This window comes from Allobosea sp. GW821-FHT12C12 (assembly GCF_058807355.1).
Genome location: NZ_JBXAQP010000003.1, coordinates 312,716 through 329,199 on the forward strand (window position 1 = coordinate 312,716; position 16,484 = coordinate 329,199).

At 68.2% G+C, this 16,484-nt stretch carries 16 protein-coding genes and 1 pseudogene; 8 read left to right on the forward strand and 9 right to left on the reverse strand.

The annotated features are described in order from the left end of the window. Nucleotides 1-45: 45 nt before the first annotated feature. Entirely contained in the window at nucleotides 46-219 is a 174-nt protein-coding gene (locus AC1RRW_RS06315; protein WP_492899753.1) for a DUF3309 family protein, read from the forward strand. A gap of 13 nt (nucleotides 220-232) precedes the next feature. Here the strand turns inward: AC1RRW_RS06315 and lhpI are convergent, their stop codons facing one another. The 5 genes from lhpI to AC1RRW_RS06340 all read right to left on the reverse strand — a co-directional run bounded on the left by lhpI (nucleotide 233) and on the right by AC1RRW_RS06340 (nucleotide 4,435). Next, nucleotides 233-1,183, reverse strand: a complete 951-nt coding sequence (gene lhpI / locus AC1RRW_RS06320) for a bifunctional Delta(1)-pyrroline-2-carboxylate/Delta(1)-piperideine-2-carboxylate reductase (protein WP_492899754.1) — start codon at nucleotides 1,181-1,183, stop codon at nucleotides 233-235. After that, a complete protein-coding gene (locus AC1RRW_RS06325; RefSeq protein ID WP_492899755.1) occupies nucleotides 1,184-1,522 on the reverse strand; it encodes a LapA family protein in 339 nt (112 codons plus the stop codon). It abuts the gene before it with no gap. A gap of 157 nt (nucleotides 1,523-1,679) precedes the next feature. Continuing rightward, entirely contained in the window at nucleotides 1,680-1,964 is a 285-nt protein-coding gene (gene ihfB / locus AC1RRW_RS06330) for an integration host factor subunit beta (protein ID WP_492899756.1), read from the reverse strand. 27 nt (nucleotides 1,965-1,991) lie between these two features. After that, nucleotides 1,992-2,960, reverse strand: coding sequence for a signal peptide peptidase SppA (gene sppA, locus AC1RRW_RS06335; RefSeq protein WP_492899757.1), 969 nt, complete (start codon nucleotides 2,958-2,960; stop codon nucleotides 1,992-1,994). Nucleotides 2,961-3,145: 185 nt separating this feature from the next. Next, complete coding sequence (locus tag AC1RRW_RS06340) at nucleotides 3,146-4,435, reverse strand: Hsp70 family protein (RefSeq protein ID WP_492899758.1); 1,290 nt, start codon at nucleotides 4,433-4,435, stop codon at nucleotides 3,146-3,148. 305 nt (nucleotides 4,436-4,740) lie between these two features. On the opposite strand from AC1RRW_RS06340, the gene AC1RRW_RS06345 reads away from it, so the two are divergent. From AC1RRW_RS06345 to exbD, 7 genes and pseudogenes are all read left to right on the forward strand, one after another. Next, nucleotides 4,741-6,363, forward strand: coding sequence for an ABC-F family ATP-binding cassette domain-containing protein (locus AC1RRW_RS06345; RefSeq protein ID WP_492899759.1), 1,623 nt, complete (start codon nucleotides 4,741-4,743; stop codon nucleotides 6,361-6,363). Nucleotides 6,364-6,414: 51 nt separating this feature from the next. Next, a complete protein-coding gene (locus AC1RRW_RS06350; RefSeq protein WP_492899761.1) occupies nucleotides 6,415-6,756 on the forward strand; it encodes a c-type cytochrome in 342 nt (113 codons plus the stop codon). An 85-nt stretch (nucleotides 6,757-6,841) separates the two neighbouring features. Further along, nucleotides 6,842-8,119, forward strand: a complete 1,278-nt coding sequence (locus AC1RRW_RS06355) for an FCSD flavin-binding domain-containing protein (protein ID WP_492899762.1) — start codon at nucleotides 6,842-6,844, stop codon at nucleotides 8,117-8,119. A gap of 167 nt (nucleotides 8,120-8,286) precedes the next feature. After that, entirely contained in the window at nucleotides 8,287-9,522 is a 1,236-nt protein-coding gene (locus tag AC1RRW_RS06360; protein ID WP_492899764.1) for a metal-dependent hydrolase family protein, read from the forward strand. Nucleotides 9,523-9,545: 23 nt separating this feature from the next. After that, a pseudogene (locus tag AC1RRW_RS06365) lies at nucleotides 9,546-9,772 on the forward strand (CbbX protein); the annotation flags it as partial. 160 nt (nucleotides 9,773-9,932) lie between these two features. Next, nucleotides 9,933-10,958 (forward strand): tonB-system energizer ExbB, encoded by a 1,026-nt coding sequence (exbB, locus tag AC1RRW_RS06370; RefSeq protein ID WP_492899765.1) that lies wholly within the window; start codon nucleotides 9,933-9,935, stop codon nucleotides 10,956-10,958. A gap of 4 nt (nucleotides 10,959-10,962) precedes the next feature. Further along, entirely contained in the window at nucleotides 10,963-11,418 is a 456-nt protein-coding gene (gene exbD, locus AC1RRW_RS06375) for a TonB system transport protein ExbD (protein WP_492899766.1), read from the forward strand. Between the two features lie 270 nt (nucleotides 11,419-11,688). Here the strand turns inward: exbD and AC1RRW_RS06380 are convergent, their stop codons facing one another. From AC1RRW_RS06380 to AC1RRW_RS06395, 4 genes are read right to left on the reverse strand one after another with little or no spacing between them, the layout of a single operon-like run. After that, on the reverse strand, nucleotides 11,689-12,834 hold the full coding sequence (locus AC1RRW_RS06380; protein WP_492899767.1) for an iron-containing alcohol dehydrogenase: 1,146 nt from the start codon (nucleotides 12,832-12,834) through the stop codon (nucleotides 11,689-11,691). After that, a complete protein-coding gene (locus tag AC1RRW_RS06385; protein WP_492899769.1) occupies nucleotides 12,831-14,216 on the reverse strand; it encodes an aldehyde dehydrogenase family protein in 1,386 nt (461 codons plus the stop codon). The genes AC1RRW_RS06380 and AC1RRW_RS06385 overlap by 4 nt, the downstream gene beginning before the upstream one ends. Nucleotides 14,217-14,257: 41 nt before the next feature. Then, on the reverse strand, nucleotides 14,258-15,628 hold the full coding sequence (locus tag AC1RRW_RS06390; RefSeq protein WP_492899771.1) for a glutamine synthetase family protein: 1,371 nt from the start codon (nucleotides 15,626-15,628) through the stop codon (nucleotides 14,258-14,260). Then, nucleotides 15,625-16,470 (reverse strand): N-formylglutamate amidohydrolase, encoded by an 846-nt coding sequence (locus AC1RRW_RS06395; RefSeq protein ID WP_492899773.1) that lies wholly within the window; start codon nucleotides 16,468-16,470, stop codon nucleotides 15,625-15,627. Before AC1RRW_RS06395 ends, AC1RRW_RS06390 begins: the two co-directional genes overlap by 4 nt. Nucleotides 16,471-16,484 lie beyond the last annotated feature (14 nt).

Genomic DNA, 16,484 nt, shown 5'->3' on the forward strand with positions numbered 1-16,484 from the left:
GATCGCGAGGTCGATCGGCAAGCCGGCTTCAGGAAGGCACGCGCCATGTCCACGCTCGTCATCGTTCTTCTCATCATCCTCCTCGTCGGAGGCGGCGGCTATTACGGCCATCGCAGCTATGGCGGCGCGGGCCTCGGCGGCGTGCTCGGCCTCGCCCTGACGATCGTGCTGGTGCTCTGGCTGCTCGGCGCGCTCGGCGGAGCGCCGGTCCGGGTCTGACGCCCGGCCCGCGTTAACCGGAGGATCTGCTGTTCCAGACGGCGATGGCCGCGGCCAGATCCTCGAGCGACACGCCGACCGACTTGAACAGCGTGATCTCGCCGCCCGGCGCGGAGCCGGCGATCGCGCCGGTGCAGAGATCGGCGAGCGTGCCCGCGATCTGGTCGGCGCCGTAACTGCCCTCGCCGATCGCGACCGCGACGTCGCCGCCCTCGGTCACCGCCTTCCACGAGTCGACCACGACCCTGGCGCGCGTCAACGCATCCGCATCGGTCTCGCGCATCTGCATGGTGAAGGCGCCGACCAGATCGAGATGCGCGTCGCGCTTCAGCCATTTGCCGTGGATCAGCGGCTCGGTCGCGTTGGTGGCGCAGGAGATGATGTCGGCGGTGCGCGCCTCGCCTTCGAGATCGGTGGTGGCGCGGGCCTCGATGCCGTCCGCCGCGAGCCGCGCGACCACGGCCTCAGCGGCCTCCGGACGGCGCGCCCAGATCGCGATGTCGGTCAGCGGCCGCACCGAGCGCTGCGCCTTGACGAGGAAGGGCGCGAGCGCGCCGGCGCCGACCATCAGCATGTGGCTGGCCTTGGGCGCGGCCATGTAGCGCGCCGCCAGCGCCGAGGCGCCCGCCGTGCGCCACAAGGTCAGACGGTTGCCGTCCATCACCGCGAGCGGCGCGCCCGTCGCCCCGTCCATCAGCAGATAGGCGCCCATCACGCCCGGCAGGTCGCGGCTGGCGTTCTGGAAGAAGACCGAGACGATCTTGGTGCCGATATAGGGCACGGCCGCGTCCGCGCCGCTCCAGGCCGGCATGATCAGCAGGATCGCGCTTTCGCCGTTCCGGCCGACATCGTGATGGCCGCGCGGCGGCTGATTGCCGCCTTCGCGAAAGGCCTGTTCGAGGATGTCGATCAGGCCGGGATAGCTCAGCGCCGCGTCGATGGCGGCCTCATCGAAGAGACGCATTCAGAGCCGACCGCTGGTGAGCGCCGGAAGCGCGGAATCCGGAACGGCGGAACGCAGCGACTGCGCCTCCGAGCGCAGGCTCTCGGCCTCGCGACGGTTGCGGCGCGCCGCCTTGCGATGCTTGCCCTGCGCCAGCCAGGAGGCGAAGCCGCCGATCAGCACGCCTGCGGCGATCGCCGCCAGCACCACGGCGAAAAGCGGCATGTCGTAGGCGAAGACCGGCGCGTCGCGGCTGAAGGGATCGAAGGAGATGCGCACCGGGGCGCGGTTCGCGACCGAGAACAGCACGATCGCCAGGGCGACCGGGACCAGCACAAGCAGCTTGAGGATGGATTTCATCGCGGGCTTCCAATCTGTCTTTCGCGAACCCTCATCCTGGGGAGCCATTCCGGCAGAAATGGCGTCTCGAAGGATATTCCAGCCGCTTCCGGATCATCCTTGGAGACGCCGCGCGCCGCGGCTCCTGCCAGGATGAGGGCTGGTGGGTCGGCTATCGTCACGTCTTGCCGTTCAGCCTGAGCCTGAGCTCCTTGCCAGTCTTGAACACCGGCACGAACTTCTCGTCGACGGCGACCGCATCGCCGGTGCGGGGGTTGCGGCCGACGCGGGCGGCGCGCGCCTTGCGCGAAAAAGCGCCGAAGCCGCGCAATTCGACCCGGTCGCCGCGCGCCAGCGCCTTGACGACCTCGTCGAGGATCGCCGTGACGATGTTCTCGATATCGCGCTGGTAGAGATGCGTGTTGCGCTCGGCGATGCGCTGGACAAGTTCTGATTTTATCATTTTCCAGTATAACCGCTTGTATCAACATCACTTTTCGAGCGCAGGCTGCCAGAGCGCCAGCGGCCCGTCAAGACGCAAACCGATCGGCTGGTCGGCCGCGCGCGCGATCACGGCCGCGATCGTTTCGAGACCTGCCGCGCGGGCCAGCGCCTCGCCCGCGCTCCACAGCCCGTAGGAGGAGGATTCGCTGCGGCGGCGCCAGTCGCGGACCTTCAGATCCTTGGCGACGCCTTTCTCGCGCTCCAGCCAGGCGATCGCCTCGGGCTCGCCGCCGATCTCGTCGACCAGCTTGAGCGTCACCGCCTGGCGGCCTGAATGGACCCTCCCGTCCGACACCGCGGCGAGCTCGGAGTCGGCGAGCCTGCGCCGGTCGCGGACCATGCGCTTGAACCAGTCGTAATTGTCGTCGACGACGCGCTGCAGCGCGGCGCGCGCCTCGGGCGAGGTCGGCTCGAAGCCGTTCGGCGCCGCCTTCAGCGGGCTCGACTTGATCTCCTCGAGCTTGACGCCGATCGTGTCCATCAGCCGCCCGACATTGGGGATCTGGAAGAGCACGCCGATCGAGCCGACGAGCGAGGTCTGGCGCGCCACGATGCGGTCCGAGCCCAGCGCCGCGATGTAGCCGCCCGAAGCCGCGAGGCCGTCGACGACGGCGACCGTCGGCTTCTTGGCGGCGAGCCGGCGCAGCGCCTCGTGCAGGGCCTCGGAGCCGGTCGTGGTGCCGCCGGGGCTGTCGATCTTGACCAGCACGGCGGCGGCCTGCCCGTCCTCGACCGACTTGATCAGGTCGAGCGTGCGGCGGTCGCCGGAGATGAAGCCGGAGATGGTGACGCGGGCGATGTGCGACTGCGACAGCGAGCCCGGCGTGCGCCCGCTCCAGGCGAGGCCCGCGACCACGGCCGCGATGATCGCCCCGACCACGGCGAGCAGCCGCCACAGGCTGAGCTTGCGCCTCAGGCTGCGGCGGTCGGCGAGCAGATCGGCGTCGGACGACATCGGCGTGGGGCTCCCGCGAGTGGACCCGTGATGTAGCCCCGCCCGCCGCGAGGGGCAAGGCGCGCGCAGGACGGATCGCTTGAAGGAGGAGCGCGTCCCCTTCCCAGCGCAAGCGGGGAAGGGGGCGGAGAGCGTCTCGTCTCGAAACCTTCCCAACCGATCGCCCGAACGCTGTCCGCGGCGGTTCAGGCCGCCAGACCCGCTTTCCGGCGATCGAGCGCCAGCAGCGCGAGCCCGCTCGCGACCGAGCGGAAGGCGTCGCCGACATGGATCCGGTCCGCGCCGAAGCGGCGGTCGAACAGCGCCCTGACCGCCGGCACGTAGGAGGTTCCGCCGGTCATGAAGACCGCCTCGATCGCGTTTGCACCGAGCCCGGCCTGCGCCAGCGCCCGGTCGAGCGCGGTCTCGATCGCGCCGACATCGTCTTCGATCCAGCGCTCGAACTCGGCGCGTCTGATCGGGGTGCGGATGACGACGTCCATCTGCCGGAAATCGAGCATTGTCTCCTCTTGAGAGGACAGGGCGATCTTGGCGGCGGAGACCGCGCGGTAGAGCTCGTAGCCGAGATCGTATTCGATCACGGTCAGCAGATCCTCGAGCCTGCCGGGCTCGACCGCGTCGCGGATCAGGGCGCGCAGCTCGGCCATGGTCTCGCGGCTCTTCATCAGCGAGAGCCGGTGCCATTGCGCGAAGGCGGCGTGATAATGGGCCGGAATCGGCAGCAGCTTCCCGAAGGAGCGGTAATCCGCGCCCTTGCCGAGCCGGGGCGAGATCGCGTGCTCGATGATGCGGTGGTCGAAGGTGTCGCCGGCGACGCCGACGCCGGCATGCGAGAGCGGCGTCGCGGTGAAGCGGCCGCCGGAGCCGGGCTCGAAGCGCATCACCGAGAAGTCGCTGGTGCCGCCGCCGAAATCGGCGACCAGCATGGTCTGCGGCCGCGTCAGGTCGCGGGCATACCAGTACGCCGCGCCGAGCGGCTCATAGGCGAACGCGACGGCCGGCATGCCGGCTTTGGCGTAGGAGGCCGAGAGCCGCCGCAAGGCCAGCTCCTCGTCCGGCCGCTCGCCGGCGAAGACGACCGGCCTGCCTGACACGAGCGGAAGCTCCGCGACGCCGTCCAGCCCCTGCGCGAGATCGCGCAGGAAGACGCCGATCAGGTCCTCGAGCCGGAAGAGCCTGCCGAACAGCCGCGTCTCCTGGAAGGCGCTGCTGGAAAGATGCGTCTTCAGCGATTGCAGGAAGCGGTGCTCGGCGCTCATGCCGAGCGCCATGTCGAGCGCGTCGGGACCGCTGACATGAACGACATGGGTTTTCGGCGGGCGGCCCTCGCGCCAGAACATCAGCGCCGAGCGATAGGCATCGACCGCGCCCTGGCGGGTCGCGAAAGAGCGGGTCGTCACCGCGCCATTCGCGTCGGCGAGCGCGACGACGCTGTTGGTGGTGCCGAAATCGATGCCGATGGCTGCCGTGGTCATGACGGTTTCCCTATGCATGTGGCCAGGAGACGCGACCGCGCCGCCGACGCCGGAGGCGAAAGCGGGTCAGGCCGGGGACGACCCGGCGGCGCAGGACTCGAAAACATGGCGAAATCGGTCGCGAAACGTCCGATGCGGACGGGCGGGACGCGAAGCGGCCGGCAGCCATAAGCCAAGCCGGCCCGGCAAGCAATGCGGTGACCGCCGATACAATTCCGAATGGCGCCCGCCGCCGCGGCGCTCTTTCGCCATCACGCGCCATGGCTTAAGTGCGCCGCAACATCGCAGGGACGTCCCGGAAAATCATGATCCGCCTCGACAGCATCGGCAAACAGAACGGCCAGCAGATCGTCTTCATCGAGGCCTCGGCCGCGCTGCAGAAGGGCGAGAAGGTCGGGCTCGTCGGCCCCAACGGCGCGGGCAAGACCACGCTGTTCCGGATGATCACCGGCGAGGAAGCGCCCGACGAGGGCCAGGTTCAGGTCGATCGCGGCGTCACCATCGGCTATTTCAGCCAGGATGTCGGCGACATGGCCGGCGTCAGCGCGGTCTCGGCCGTGATGGACGGGGCCGGCCCCGTCAGCAGCGTCGCCGCCGAACTGCGCGAGCTCGAGGCCGCGATGGGCGAGCCCGACCGCGCGGACGAGATGGACGAGATCATCGCCCGCTATGGCGAGGTCCAGGGCCGGTTCGAGGAACTCGACGGCTATGCGCTCGACGGTCGGGCGCGCGAGGTCCTGGCGGGCCTGGGCTTCAGCCAGGAGATGATGGAGGGCGATGTCGGCGCGCTCTCCGGCGGCTGGAAGATGCGCGTCGCGCTCGCCCGCATCCTGCTGATGCGGCCCGACGCCATGCTGCTCGACGAGCCGTCGAACCATCTCGATCTGGAAAGCCTGATCTGGCTGGAGCATTTCCTGAAAGGTTACGAGGGCGCGCTGCTGATGACCTCGCATGACCGCGAGTTCATGAACCGCATCGTCGGCAAGATCATCGAGATCGACGGCGGCGCGCTGACCTCCTATTCCGGCGATTACGAGTTCTACCAGCAGCAGCGCGCGCTCGCCGAGAAGCAGCAGCAGGCCCAGTTCGAGCGCCAGCAGGCGATGCTCGCCAAGGAGATCGCCTTCATCGAGCGCTTCAAGGCGCGCGCCTCGCATGCCGCGCAGGTCCAGAGCCGGGTCAAGAAGCTCGACAAGATCGACCGGGTCGAGCCGCCCAAGCGCCGCCAGACCGTGTCGTTCGAGTTCCAGCCCGCGCCGCGCTCGGGCGAGGACGTCGTCACGCTGAAAGGCGTCCACAAGCGCTATGGCGGCCGCGCGATCTATCAGGGGCTCGACTTCCAGGTCCGCCGCAAGGAGCGCTGGTGCGTGATGGGCGTCAACGGCGCGGGCAAATCGACGCTGCTCAAGCTGGTGACGGGCGCGACCGAAGCCGACGACGGCAGCGTCGTGCTCGGCGGCAGCATCAAGATGGGCTATTTCGCCCAGCATGCGATGGAGCTGCTGGAGGGCGACCGCACCGTCTTCGAGACGCTGGAGGACCGCTTCCCGCAGGCCGGCCAGGGCTCGCTCAGGGCGCTCGCCGGCTGCTTCGGCTTTTCCGGCGACGATGTCGAGAAGCGCTGCCGCGTGCTCTCCGGCGGCGAGAAGGCGCGGCTGGTGATGGCGCTGATGCTCTACGACCCGCCGAACTTCCTCGTGCTCGACGAACCGACCAACCATCTCGACATCGCCACCAAGGAGATGCTGATCGGCGCGCTGGCGCAGTACGAGGGCACGATGCTGTTCGTCAGCCACGACCGCCATTTCCTGGCGGCGCTGTCGAACCGGCTGCTGGAGCTGACGCCGGACGGGGTCCACGCCTATGGCGGCGGCTATACCGAATATGTCGCGCGCACCGGGCAGGAGGCGCCCGGCCTGCGCGGCTAGCTCGACCGTTCGCAGGTGGACGAACGGACGGCTCGGCGCGATAACGTCGGCATGACGGCTTTCCAAGGCGAGCGCGCGAGAGTGTGGCGGGCGATGGCGCTGGGCGGCCTCGCCGCGCTCGGATCAAGCTGCGACGCCCATGCCGCCGGCGACCGCGCGCTCGGCGAATATCTCGCCTCCGAATGCAGCGCCTGCCACCAGAGCAGCGGCCGGCAGGTCGGGGCGATCCCGGCCATCATCGGCTATCCCGCCGAGCAGTTCGTCGCGCTGATGGGCGCCTACAAGGACGGGCGGCGCGAGAACCAGATCATGCGCACCATCGCCGCCCGCCTCGGCCCGGAGGAGATCGCGGCGCTGGCGGCGTATTACGAGAGCCTGAAGCCGGCAAACTAGCTCGAACATGAAGATCGTGAGGCTCGGCGGAGCGCCATCCGGAAGCGCCGAAGCCATCCAGAAAAACATCGGGGAGGAACACCTCATGCATCTCGATCGCCGCTCGTTCATCCTGGCGGGCCTGGCCGGGAGCGCCACGCTCGGCCTCGGCGCGCCGGCCGTGCTTGGCCAGGCCAGGCCGCGCGTCGTCGTGATCGGCGGCGGCGCGGGCGGGGCGACCGCCGCGAAATACATCGCCAGGGACTCAGGCGGGGCGATCGCGGTCACGCTGGTCGAGGAGAACGAGACCTACCAGACCTGCTTCCACTCCAACCTCTATGTCGGCGGGTTCAAGAGCTATGACGAGATCGTCCATCGCTACGAGGCCCTGGCGAAGAACCACGGCGTCACGCTCGCCCGCGCCCGCGCCGCGCAGATCGACCGCGACAAGAAGGAGGTCGCGCTCTCGACCGGCCAGCGCCTGCCTTACGACCGCCTCGTCGTCTCGCCCGGCATCGATCTGAAATACGACTCCGTGCCCGGCTGGTCCAGGGACGTCGAGGAGCGGATGCCGCATGGCTGGAAGCCCGGCCGCCAGACGCAGCTGATCAGGGAGAGGCTCGACGCCGTGCCCGATGGCGGGACGATCGTGATGATCGCGCCGCCCAACCCCTATCGCTGCCCGCCCGGCCCCTATGAGCGCGCCTCGATGTTCGCGCATGCGCTGAAGAAGGCCGGCAAGACCAGCGCCAAGGTCATCATCCTCGATCCGAAGGAGATGTTCTCCAAGCAGGCCGCGTTCCAGGCCGATTGGGAGAAGCGCTACGGGCCGATGATCGAATGGCTCGGTCCCAGGGTGCATGACGGGATCAAGTCGGTCGATCCTGGGACCAGCACCGTCGTCACCGGCTTCGAGACCTACAAGGACTGCGCCTTCGTCAACGTCATTCCGGCGCAGATGGCCGGCGAGGTCGCGCGCTCGGCCGGTTTGGCTCCGGCCGGGGGCTACTGCGCCATCGACGCCGCCAGCATGAAATCGACGGTCGATCCCGACATCTTCGTGCTCGGCGACGCCTGCATCGCCGGCGACATGCCGAAATCCGCCTTCTCCGCCAACAGCCAGGCCAAGGTCGCCGCCATGGTGATCCGGGGCGAGTTGACCGACGCGCGCACTTTTCCTGCGCGCTACCTCAACACCTGTTGGTCGCTGATCGACACCGACGACGCGATCAAGGTCGGCGGGCGCTACGAGCCCAGGGACGGCAGGATCACGGCGACCGAGACCTTCGTCTCCAAGCCCGGCGAGAGCGACGAACTGCGCAAGGAGACTCAAGGAGAGAACATGGGCTGGTATGTCGGCATCACGGCCGACATGTTCACCTGACGACAACGACCCCGCTCGCGCCCTGCCGCGAGCGGCCTGACGGCTCGTGACCGGACCCGCGCTCATTCTCGTGTTGCACCCGGGGCCGCAGGGGCCTGCCGGCGAAAGCTGTTCCCAAGGCCACCGCCCTGCCCTATCGAAAAGCCCGGACAACCCGGGAGCGTCCCATGGCAGCCACCCTGCTCACCAATGCCCGCATCGTCGACGGCACGAGGCCTGAGCGCGGCGCTCCCGTCAGCGTGCTCGTCGACGGCGGGATGATCCGCGAGGTCGGCAAGTCCGTCGCGGCCGGAAAGGCGAGCACGATCGACCTCGGCGGCCGCACCCTGATGCCCGGCCTGATCGACGCCCATGTCCACGTCGTCGCCGGCGTCGCCGATCTGGGCCTGAACTCCCGCCTGCCGGATTCGCTGGTGACGGCGCGCGCCTTCGTCATCATGCGCGCGATGCTGCTGCGTGGCTTCACCACGGTGCGCGATGTCGGCGGCGCCGATTTCGGCCTGAAGCAGGCGACCGAGGAAGGGCATTTCCCGACGCCGCGCCTCGTCATCTCCGGCAAGGCGCTGAGCCAGACCGGCGGCCATGCCGATTTCCGGGGGCGCTATGACGACCGGGCCAGCGTCACCGACCGGCATCGCCTCGGCGCGCTCGGGCGCATCTGCGACGGCGAGGCCGAGGTCCGCCGCGCCGCGCGCGAGGAGATCAAAAGCGGGGCCGACTTCATCAAGATCATGGCCAATGGCGGCTGCGCCTCGCCGACCGACCCGATCCATTTCCTCGGCTTCTCGGTCTCCGAGCTCGAAGCCGTCGTCGAGGAGGCGCGGATGGCCGGCACCTATGTCTCGGCGCATGTCTACACCAGGGAGGCGATCCGGCGCTGCGCCGAGGCCGGCGTGCATTCGCTGGAGCATTGCAACCTGATCGACGCCGACACCGCGAAATTCGCGGCCTCGAAGGGCGCGGTCGCGGTGCCGACGCTCGTCACCTACGACAAGCTCGCCTCCGAGGGCGGCAGGCTCGGCTTCCCGCCCGATTCGATCGCCAAGGTCGAGAACGTCCGGGCGGCCGGGATGGAGTCGCTCGCCATCATGAAGAAGGCCGGCCTCGCCATGGCGTATGGCAGCGACCTGCTCGGCGAGATGCACCGCCACCAGTCGGAGGAGTTCGTCATCCGCGGGCGCACCCTGTCGGCGCATGAGGTGATCGGCTCGGCCACCCATGTCGCGGCGAAGCTGCTCGGGCTCGAGGGCAGGATCGGCGTCGTCGCGCCCGGCGCCCATGCCGACCTGATCGTCGTCGACGGCGACCCGCTCGAGGATCTGTCGCTGCTGACGAGGCAGGGCAGGCACATGCCGATCGTCATGAAGGGCGGCGTCTTCATGAAGCGGGCGCGATTGGGCTGACGCGACATCGCGCCAGCCCCGCGACGTGCGAGGCGGCCGAGGCGTTCCGGCAATACATCGCAGCGCGCAAGGCGCAGCCGCTGTTTCCAACGCCCGCTCGATCCGCAACGCGCTCGACCGCGCCCGCCTGCGCCAGGCCAACCGGCTCGTTGCCGATCTCGACAGGGCGCCCGACGCGGAGAGGATCATGACGCTGGAGCCGGCCGACATCCTCGCCAGCCGCGTCTTCGCGCAGGCCGCCACAGTTTAGAAAGCATGTAAACTGTTGTTTTCCTTGATTTATATGCCGATCGCGGCCTATTGGTCCGCCGACGGGCAACGCAGCCATTGCCCTCAAAGGCGCGCCGCCCGAGCGTTGCCCCAACGTTCGTCGATGCGCGGCTTTCGCGCGCGGCCGCCGTCGCGGAGTGATGACTATGACAGGTTTGCAAGGCCGCTGCCGGGCGATGGTGACGGTGATCGCCGTCGCGCTCGCGGCCCCTGCTTTTGCGCAGGCGCCGGCAGTGCAGGCTCCGGCTCCGGAGAGCCAGGCGCAGGTCGCTCCGGCTCCGGCAGCGCCGGTCCAGACCACCCCGCCCCGGGCTGCTCCGACGCAAGCCGCGCCTGCCGCTGCGGCCTCGCCTGCCGCGGCTCCGGACCTGCCCGCCTTGCCGTATGACCTCTCGCCCTGGGGGATGTTCATGGCGGCCGACATCGTCGTGAAGGCGGTGATGGTCGGCCTCGCCTTCGCCTCGGTCGTGACCTGGACGATCTGGCTCGCCAAGGCGCTGGAGCTGATGGCCGCCAAGGCGCGCGCCGGCCGGGCGGTCCGGCGTCTGGAGGAGGCCGAATCGCTCGAAGCGGCCGCCACGCTGATCGCCGGCACGAGCGGGCGCCTGCGCGGCGCGGTCGGTCTGCTCGTCGCCGGGGCGCTGGCGGAGACGCGACGCTCTGGCGATCTCGCCGAGGACGGCGTCAAGGAGCGCGTCGCGATCGCGCTCTCGCGCCACGAGGCCCGCGCCGGGCGCGCCATGGCCAAGGGCACCGGCCTGCTCGCGACGATCGGCTCGACCGCGCCGTTCGTGGGGCTGTTCGGCACGGTCTGGGGCATCATGAACGCGTTCATCGGCATCAGCCGGTCCAAGACCACCAACCTAGCCGTGGTCGCGCCCGGCATCGCCGAGGCGCTGCTCGCGACCGCGATCGGTCTCGTCGCGGCGATCCCCGCCGTGATCATCTACAACGTCTTCGCCCGCTCGATCGCCGGCTATCGCGCCACTTTGTCGGATGCGTCGGGCGAGATCCTGCGCCATCTTTCGCGCGATCTGGAGCGCAAAACTCGGTCCCTGCAGGCCGCGCCGCGCGCCCCCCAGCTTCAGGCCCCAGCCGCGCCTTCGCCGCCGCGGGCCGCCCAGCCGGAGCCGGCCGCCGCCCTGCCGCGCGTTCCGGCGGAATAGCGCCATGGCCGTCTTGCTCAAGGATCCTCAGGATGGCGACCTCGCCGAGGTCAGCGACATCAACGTCACGCCCTTCATCGACGTGATCCTGGTGCTGCTGATCATCTTCATGGTCGCCGCCCCGCTCTCCACCGTCGATGTCGCGGTCGACCTGCCCGTCTCCAACGCGAAGCCGCAGGCCAGGCCGGACAGGCCGGTCTTCCTGACCGTGAAGGGCGACCTCACGCTCGCGCTCGGCAACGACGCCGTGCCGCGCGAGGCGCTGCAGGCGACGCTCGACCAGCGCACCGGCAACGACCGCGAGCAGCGCGTCTTCCTGCGCGCCGACGGGACGGTCGCCTATCGCGAACTGATGGCGGTGATGAATCTCCTGCGCGACGCCGGCTATCTCAAGATCGCGCTGGTCGGGCTGGAGGACACCGGGCAGGGCGGGGCGGCGGCGGGGCCGGCCCGGCCCTGAGACCGCCGCCCCGCCGGCGACACGGCGCGGATTGCCGATCGAGCGGATCCAGCGCATCCGGCCGTCTTCGCCGATGACGCGGACCTCTTCGTCGAGGGTCTCCAGCATCCGCGCCGAGGCCAACCGGACCTCTCGGCGGGGGCGGATCACTTCAACCAGAGCGACGAGACGGTCGCTCGTTATGAGTTGCCGACGATGAGCGCGCGACTGTCCAAAAATTGATTCCGCATCGATGCCGCCATGAAAAATCACCGCGGAGATTTCCGGTCTTCAGATCGCTTCGGCGAGGAGCCGTTTGGCTGCGTCCAGGGTCAGCGGCACCGGGTTCCCGCCCGCGGTCGGGTCGACGATGGCCATCGCGGCCATGTCGTCGATCCTGTCCGCTCCGACGCCGAGGGCCGCCAGCTTGTCCGGGATGCCGAGCTCCTCGCGCAGGGACACGACGAAATCGTAGAAGCCGTCGAAGCCGCCCGCGATGCCGAGATAGGCCGCGGCCGCGCCGATGCGGTCTTCGATGGCGCGGCGGTTGAAGCGCAGGACGGCGGGCATCACCACCGCATTCGTGGTGCCGTGATGCGTGTTGTATGTGGCGCCGACCGGATGGGAGAGGGCGTGGATCGCACCGAGGCCCTTCTGGAAGGCGACGGCCCCCATGGCGGCGGCCGACATCAATTGCGCCCGCGCCTCGATATCGGCGCCGTCGCGATAGGCCCGCGGCAGATAGTCTTTGACGAGGCGCATGCCCTCGAGCGCGATCCCCTGGCTCATCGGGTGGTAGAACGGCGACGAGTAGGCCTCCAGGCAATGGGCGAAGGCGTCCATCCCGGTTCCGGCCGTGATGCTCTTGGGCATGCCGACGGTCAGTTCCGGATCGCAGATCGTGACCGAGGGCAGGAACCGAGGGTGGAAGATCACCTTTTTCGTATGCGTCTCGGAGTTGGTGATGACGGATGCGCGGCCCACCTCGGAGCCGGTGCCCGCCGTGGTCGGCACGGCGACGATCGGCGCGATGCCGTCGAGCGAAGCGCGGGTCCACCAGTCGTCGACATCCTCGAAGTCCCAGACCGGACGGTTCTGACCGACCATGAAGGCCACGGCCTTGCCGAGATCCAGTCCCGAGCCGCCACCGAAGGCGACGACGCCGTCATGGCCGCCATCGCGGAACGCCTTCACGCCGGCCTCGAGATTGTTCTCGTTCGGGTTCGGATCCACCTCGGCGAAGAGGCCGCGGCCGAGACCCGCGCCCTCGAGGATGTCGAGGGCATTGCGCGTGATCGCCATCGTGGCCAGGCCGCGATCGGTCACCAGAAGCGGCCGGGCGCTTCCGACCGACTTGCAGTGTTCGGCCAGTTCCTTGATGCGCCCGGCGCCGAATTTGATGGCGGTCGGATAGCTCCAGTTCGCGGTCGGGCTCATTCGAATACCTTTTTCAGATGATAGGATTTGGGACGTGTCAGGTTGTGAAAACCGATGACGGACAACGAACCGCCGCGCCCGGTCTCCTTGACGCCCGTCCAGCACAGGGCCGGGTCCAGATAATCGGCGCGATTGAGGAAGACGGTCCCGGTTTCGACAGTCTCGCCCAACCGCGCCGCTCGCTCCGGATCGCCTGTCCAAAGCGACGCCGTCAGGCCGAATTTCGAGTCGTTCATCAGGGCGACGGCTTCGTCGTCGCTCCCGACCTTCATGATCCCGACGGCGGGACCGAAGGTCTCCTCGCGCATGAAATCCATGGCGTGGTCGACGCCGACCAGAATCTGGGGCGCGAGATAGGCGCCGCCGTCATCGGCGGGGAAGAGTTTCGGATCGACCAGCGCCTGGGCGCCCTTGGCCTGGGCACGGGCGATCTGAGCGCGAACCGTCGCGGCGAAGCGGACATGCGCCATGGGGCCGAGCGTCGTATCCGGGTCGAGCGGATTGCCGAGCCTGTGGTTCGACACCCACGCGACGGATTTCTCGACGAAGGCGTCGTAGAGCGGCGCCGTCACATAGATGCGCTCGATGCCGCAGCAACATTGGCCGGAATTGAAGGTCGCTCCGTCCATCAAGGTGTCGACCGCCGCGTCGAGATCGGCGTCCTCCATCACATAGGCGGGATCCTTGCCGCCGAGTTCGAGTCCGAGCGGAACGAAGGTTCCGGCGGCGGCGCGCTCGATGGCCTTGCCGCCTTCGACGGAGCCCGTGAAATTGATGCAGTCGAAGCTCCGCGCCGCGATGAGCGCCGCGACCGTGTCGTGATCGAGGAAGGCGTTCTGAAAGACGTCCTCGGGAACGCCGGCCTCGACGAAGGCCCGGACCATGCGTTCGCCGACCAGGAGGGTCTGGGCCGCATGTTTGAGAATGACGCTGTTGCCGGCGATCAGCGCCGGCGCGACCGAATTGATCGCCGTCATGTAGGGATAGTTCCAGGGCGCGATGACCAGCACGACGCCGTGAGGCTCGCGCAGGATCTTCCGGGTGAAGCGGGCGCTGTCCTCGACGATCAGCGGAGACAGAGCCTCCGCGGCGATCGAGGCGACATGGCCCGCGCGCTCGTTGAAGCCCTTGAACTCGCCGCCGTAGCGGATCGGGCGGCCCATCTGCCAGGCGATCTCGGGCACGACCTCCTCGGCCATCTCGTTCAGGCGGGCCACGCCTTTGCCGACGAGCCGGATGCGCTCTTCGAGCGGCAGGCGCGCCCAGTGCTTCTGGGCCTTGCGGGCGCGGGCGACGGCCTGTCGGGCGTCCTCGCCTCGCATCGTCGGCCGTTCCGCGTAGACAGAACCGTCGATGGGCGAAACGCATGTGACCACGCTCATGAATGCATTCCTGTCATCTTGTGAGGCAAGGGTGAGGACGGTCAGCAGCGCTCGAAACCGCGCCTGACCTCCCAATCGGTGATGCGGCGATCGAACTCCTCCTGCTCCCATTCCGCGGCCCTCACATAGTGATCGACCACGCCGTCGCCGAAAGCGGCCCGCAGCATCGTCGAATTGCGAAGCGCCGCCGTCGCATCACGCAGGGTGCGGGGGATTTCGCCGATGTCCTGGCCGCCATAGGCGTCGCCGACGAACGGCTTGGGGAGGGGCAGTTTTGCTTCGATGCCGGCGATGCCGGCGGCGATCAGCGCGGCCATCGCCAGATAGGGGTTGAGGTCGGCACCGCCGACGCGGCATTCGATGCGAATGGCCTTCGTGCCTTCGCCGCAGAGCCGATAGCCGGCCGTGCGGTTGTCGCGGCTCCAGACCGCCTTGGTCGGCGCGAAGGTACCCGCCACGAACCGCTTGTAGGAGTTGATGTAAGGCGCGAGGAAATACGTGAACTCGGACGCGTGGGCCAGCAGACCGGCAACGTAGTGCCGCATCAGACCGGACATGGTGAATTCCGCGCTCTTGTCGAAGAAGCGCGGCTCCTTGCCGTCGAGGCTCCAGAGCGACTGATGGATATGTGACGAGGAGCCCGCCGCGTCGTAATTCCACTTGGCCAGGAAGGTGATCGACTTGCCCTGCTGCCAGGCAATCTCCTTGCAGGCGTTCTTGATGATCGCGTGACGGTCGGCCATCGTCAACGCGTCGGCGTAGCGGACATTGATCTCCTCCTGCCCGGCCGATGCTTCCCCCTTGGAGTTCTCGACCGGGATGCCCGCGCCGTTGAGGCCGTTGCGGAGCGCCCGCATCACGCCTTCCTCCTTCGTCGTCTGGAAGATGTGATAGTCCTCGTTGTACCCGCTCGCCGGCTCGAGGCCGCGATAGCCCGACCGCTGGGCGTCCTGGTAGCTCTGATCGAACAGGAAGAATTCGAGCTCGCTGGCCATGAAAGCCTTGAGGCCCATCGCTTCGAGCCTTTTCACCTGCTGCTTGAGGATGGCCCGGGGGGAATGCGCGACATCGTCATGCGTATGGTGATCGAGCACGTCGCACAGGACGAGGGCCGTGCCGGCGAGCCAGGGCAGCTTCCGCAAGGTCGAGAGGTCTGGCTTCATGATGTAGTCGCCGTATCCCGCCTCCCAACTCGTGGCGCGATAGCCCGGCACGGTCTGCATCTCCATATCGGTGGCGAGCAGGTAGTTGCAGGAATGGGTTTCCGTATAGCCGCAGTCGGCGAAGAACTCGGCGTGAAAGCGCTTGCCCATCAGCCGGCCCTGCATGTCGACGAGACATGCCAGCACCGTGTCGATCTCGCCCGCGGCGATGTCCTTGCGCAGGTTCTCCAGCGTGTATGGCTTGGTCATGATGTCGTTTCCGATCGGTATGGACGATGAATCGGCGTCGGCGATACGGTTTCGGCCGGTTTCGATCCTGATTCGCGCATGAGGTTCGCCACGGTCCCGACCAGGAGGCCGCATAGGTAGGCGGACACCTCCGCGAACCGGGCGCCGTCGGTCAGCAGGTCGTTGCGGACCTCGATCATGACGTTGGCGATAGCGTTCCTGACGCCATGTTCGATGAGCGTGTGGGTCACGCCATCACTCTGGCCATAGGGCTCGTTGCGACGGATCGCGAACGGCTGGTCCGACCCGCGAGCGGCGAGTAGCATCGCATCCGCGAAGCGACTGTCGCTGTCATGCAGGATGCCGATCTCGACGGTTCGTTTTCGGCCGAAATAGACGGGCGTGTAGCTGTGGACGGTCACGAGGATGGTGGGTCGGCCTTCCGCCAGCCGGCGCTCCAGCAGCGCGGCCAAGCCATCGCGAAACGGCAGATAGATCTCGCGGATCCGCGCCTCGCGCTGTTTCTCAGATATCTTCTGATTACCAGGAATATCGTAAAACTCGCTGCGCTCCGGAATCGCGGATGCGGATTCCGGTGGCCGATTGCAGTCGTAGACCAGGCGGGAAAAGCGCTGATGGTAGAGGACTGCATCCAGTGCCGCGGAGAGAGTCCGGGCGAGTGAAAGCGCGCCCGGATCCCACGCGATGTGGCTCCGCAGAGCCGACTCATCGAGGCCGAGCGTTCCGAGCCGAGCGGGGATTTTGCAAGAGGCATGTTCGCATATGACGACGGCAGCGCCGCCTCCATCGGGCCGTTCGACGGCGACCGGATGGCCGTCGTCGTCGTTGAGCACCCCGGGCATCGCGTTGCTCCCGA

What these genes read in the sequence shown, in the direction of transcription:
- AC1RRW_RS06315 (WP_492899753.1), top strand. Translation starts at nt 46, where the DNA reads ATGTCCACGCTCGTCATCGTTCTTCTCATCATCCTCCTCGTCGGAGGC.
- lhpI (WP_492899754.1), bottom strand. Translation starts at nt 1,183, where the DNA reads ATGCGTCTCTTCGATGAGGCCGCCATCGACGCGGCGCTGAGCTATCCC.
- AC1RRW_RS06325 (WP_492899755.1), bottom strand. Translation starts at nt 1,522, where the DNA reads ATGAAATCCATCCTCAAGCTGCTTGTGCTGGTCCCGGTCGCCCTGGCG.
- ihfB (WP_492899756.1), bottom strand. Translation starts at nt 1,964, where the DNA reads ATGATAAAATCAGAACTTGTCCAGCGCATCGCCGAGCGCAACACGCAT.
- sppA (WP_492899757.1), bottom strand. Translation starts at nt 2,960, where the DNA reads ATGTCGTCCGACGCCGATCTGCTCGCCGACCGCCGCAGCCTGAGGCGC.
- AC1RRW_RS06340 (WP_492899758.1), bottom strand. Translation starts at nt 4,435, where the DNA reads ATGACCACGGCAGCCATCGGCATCGATTTCGGCACCACCAACAGCGTC.
- AC1RRW_RS06345 (WP_492899759.1), top strand. Translation starts at nt 4,741, where the DNA reads ATGATCCGCCTCGACAGCATCGGCAAACAGAACGGCCAGCAGATCGTC.
- AC1RRW_RS06350 (WP_492899761.1), top strand. Translation starts at nt 6,415, where the DNA reads ATGACGGCTTTCCAAGGCGAGCGCGCGAGAGTGTGGCGGGCGATGGCG.
- AC1RRW_RS06355 (WP_492899762.1), top strand. Translation starts at nt 6,842, where the DNA reads ATGCATCTCGATCGCCGCTCGTTCATCCTGGCGGGCCTGGCCGGGAGC.
- AC1RRW_RS06360 (WP_492899764.1), top strand. Translation starts at nt 8,287, where the DNA reads ATGGCAGCCACCCTGCTCACCAATGCCCGCATCGTCGACGGCACGAGG.
- exbB (WP_492899765.1), top strand. Translation starts at nt 9,933, where the DNA reads ATGACTATGACAGGTTTGCAAGGCCGCTGCCGGGCGATGGTGACGGTG.
- exbD (WP_492899766.1), top strand. Translation starts at nt 10,963, where the DNA reads ATGGCCGTCTTGCTCAAGGATCCTCAGGATGGCGACCTCGCCGAGGTC.
- AC1RRW_RS06380 (WP_492899767.1), bottom strand. Translation starts at nt 12,834, where the DNA reads ATGAGCCCGACCGCGAACTGGAGCTATCCGACCGCCATCAAATTCGGC.
- AC1RRW_RS06385 (WP_492899769.1), bottom strand. Translation starts at nt 14,216, where the DNA reads ATGAGCGTGGTCACATGCGTTTCGCCCATCGACGGTTCTGTCTACGCG.
- AC1RRW_RS06390 (WP_492899771.1), bottom strand. Translation starts at nt 15,628, where the DNA reads ATGACCAAGCCATACACGCTGGAGAACCTGCGCAAGGACATCGCCGCG.
- AC1RRW_RS06395 (WP_492899773.1), bottom strand. Translation starts at nt 16,470, where the DNA reads ATGCCCGGGGTGCTCAACGACGACGACGGCCATCCGGTCGCCGTCGAA.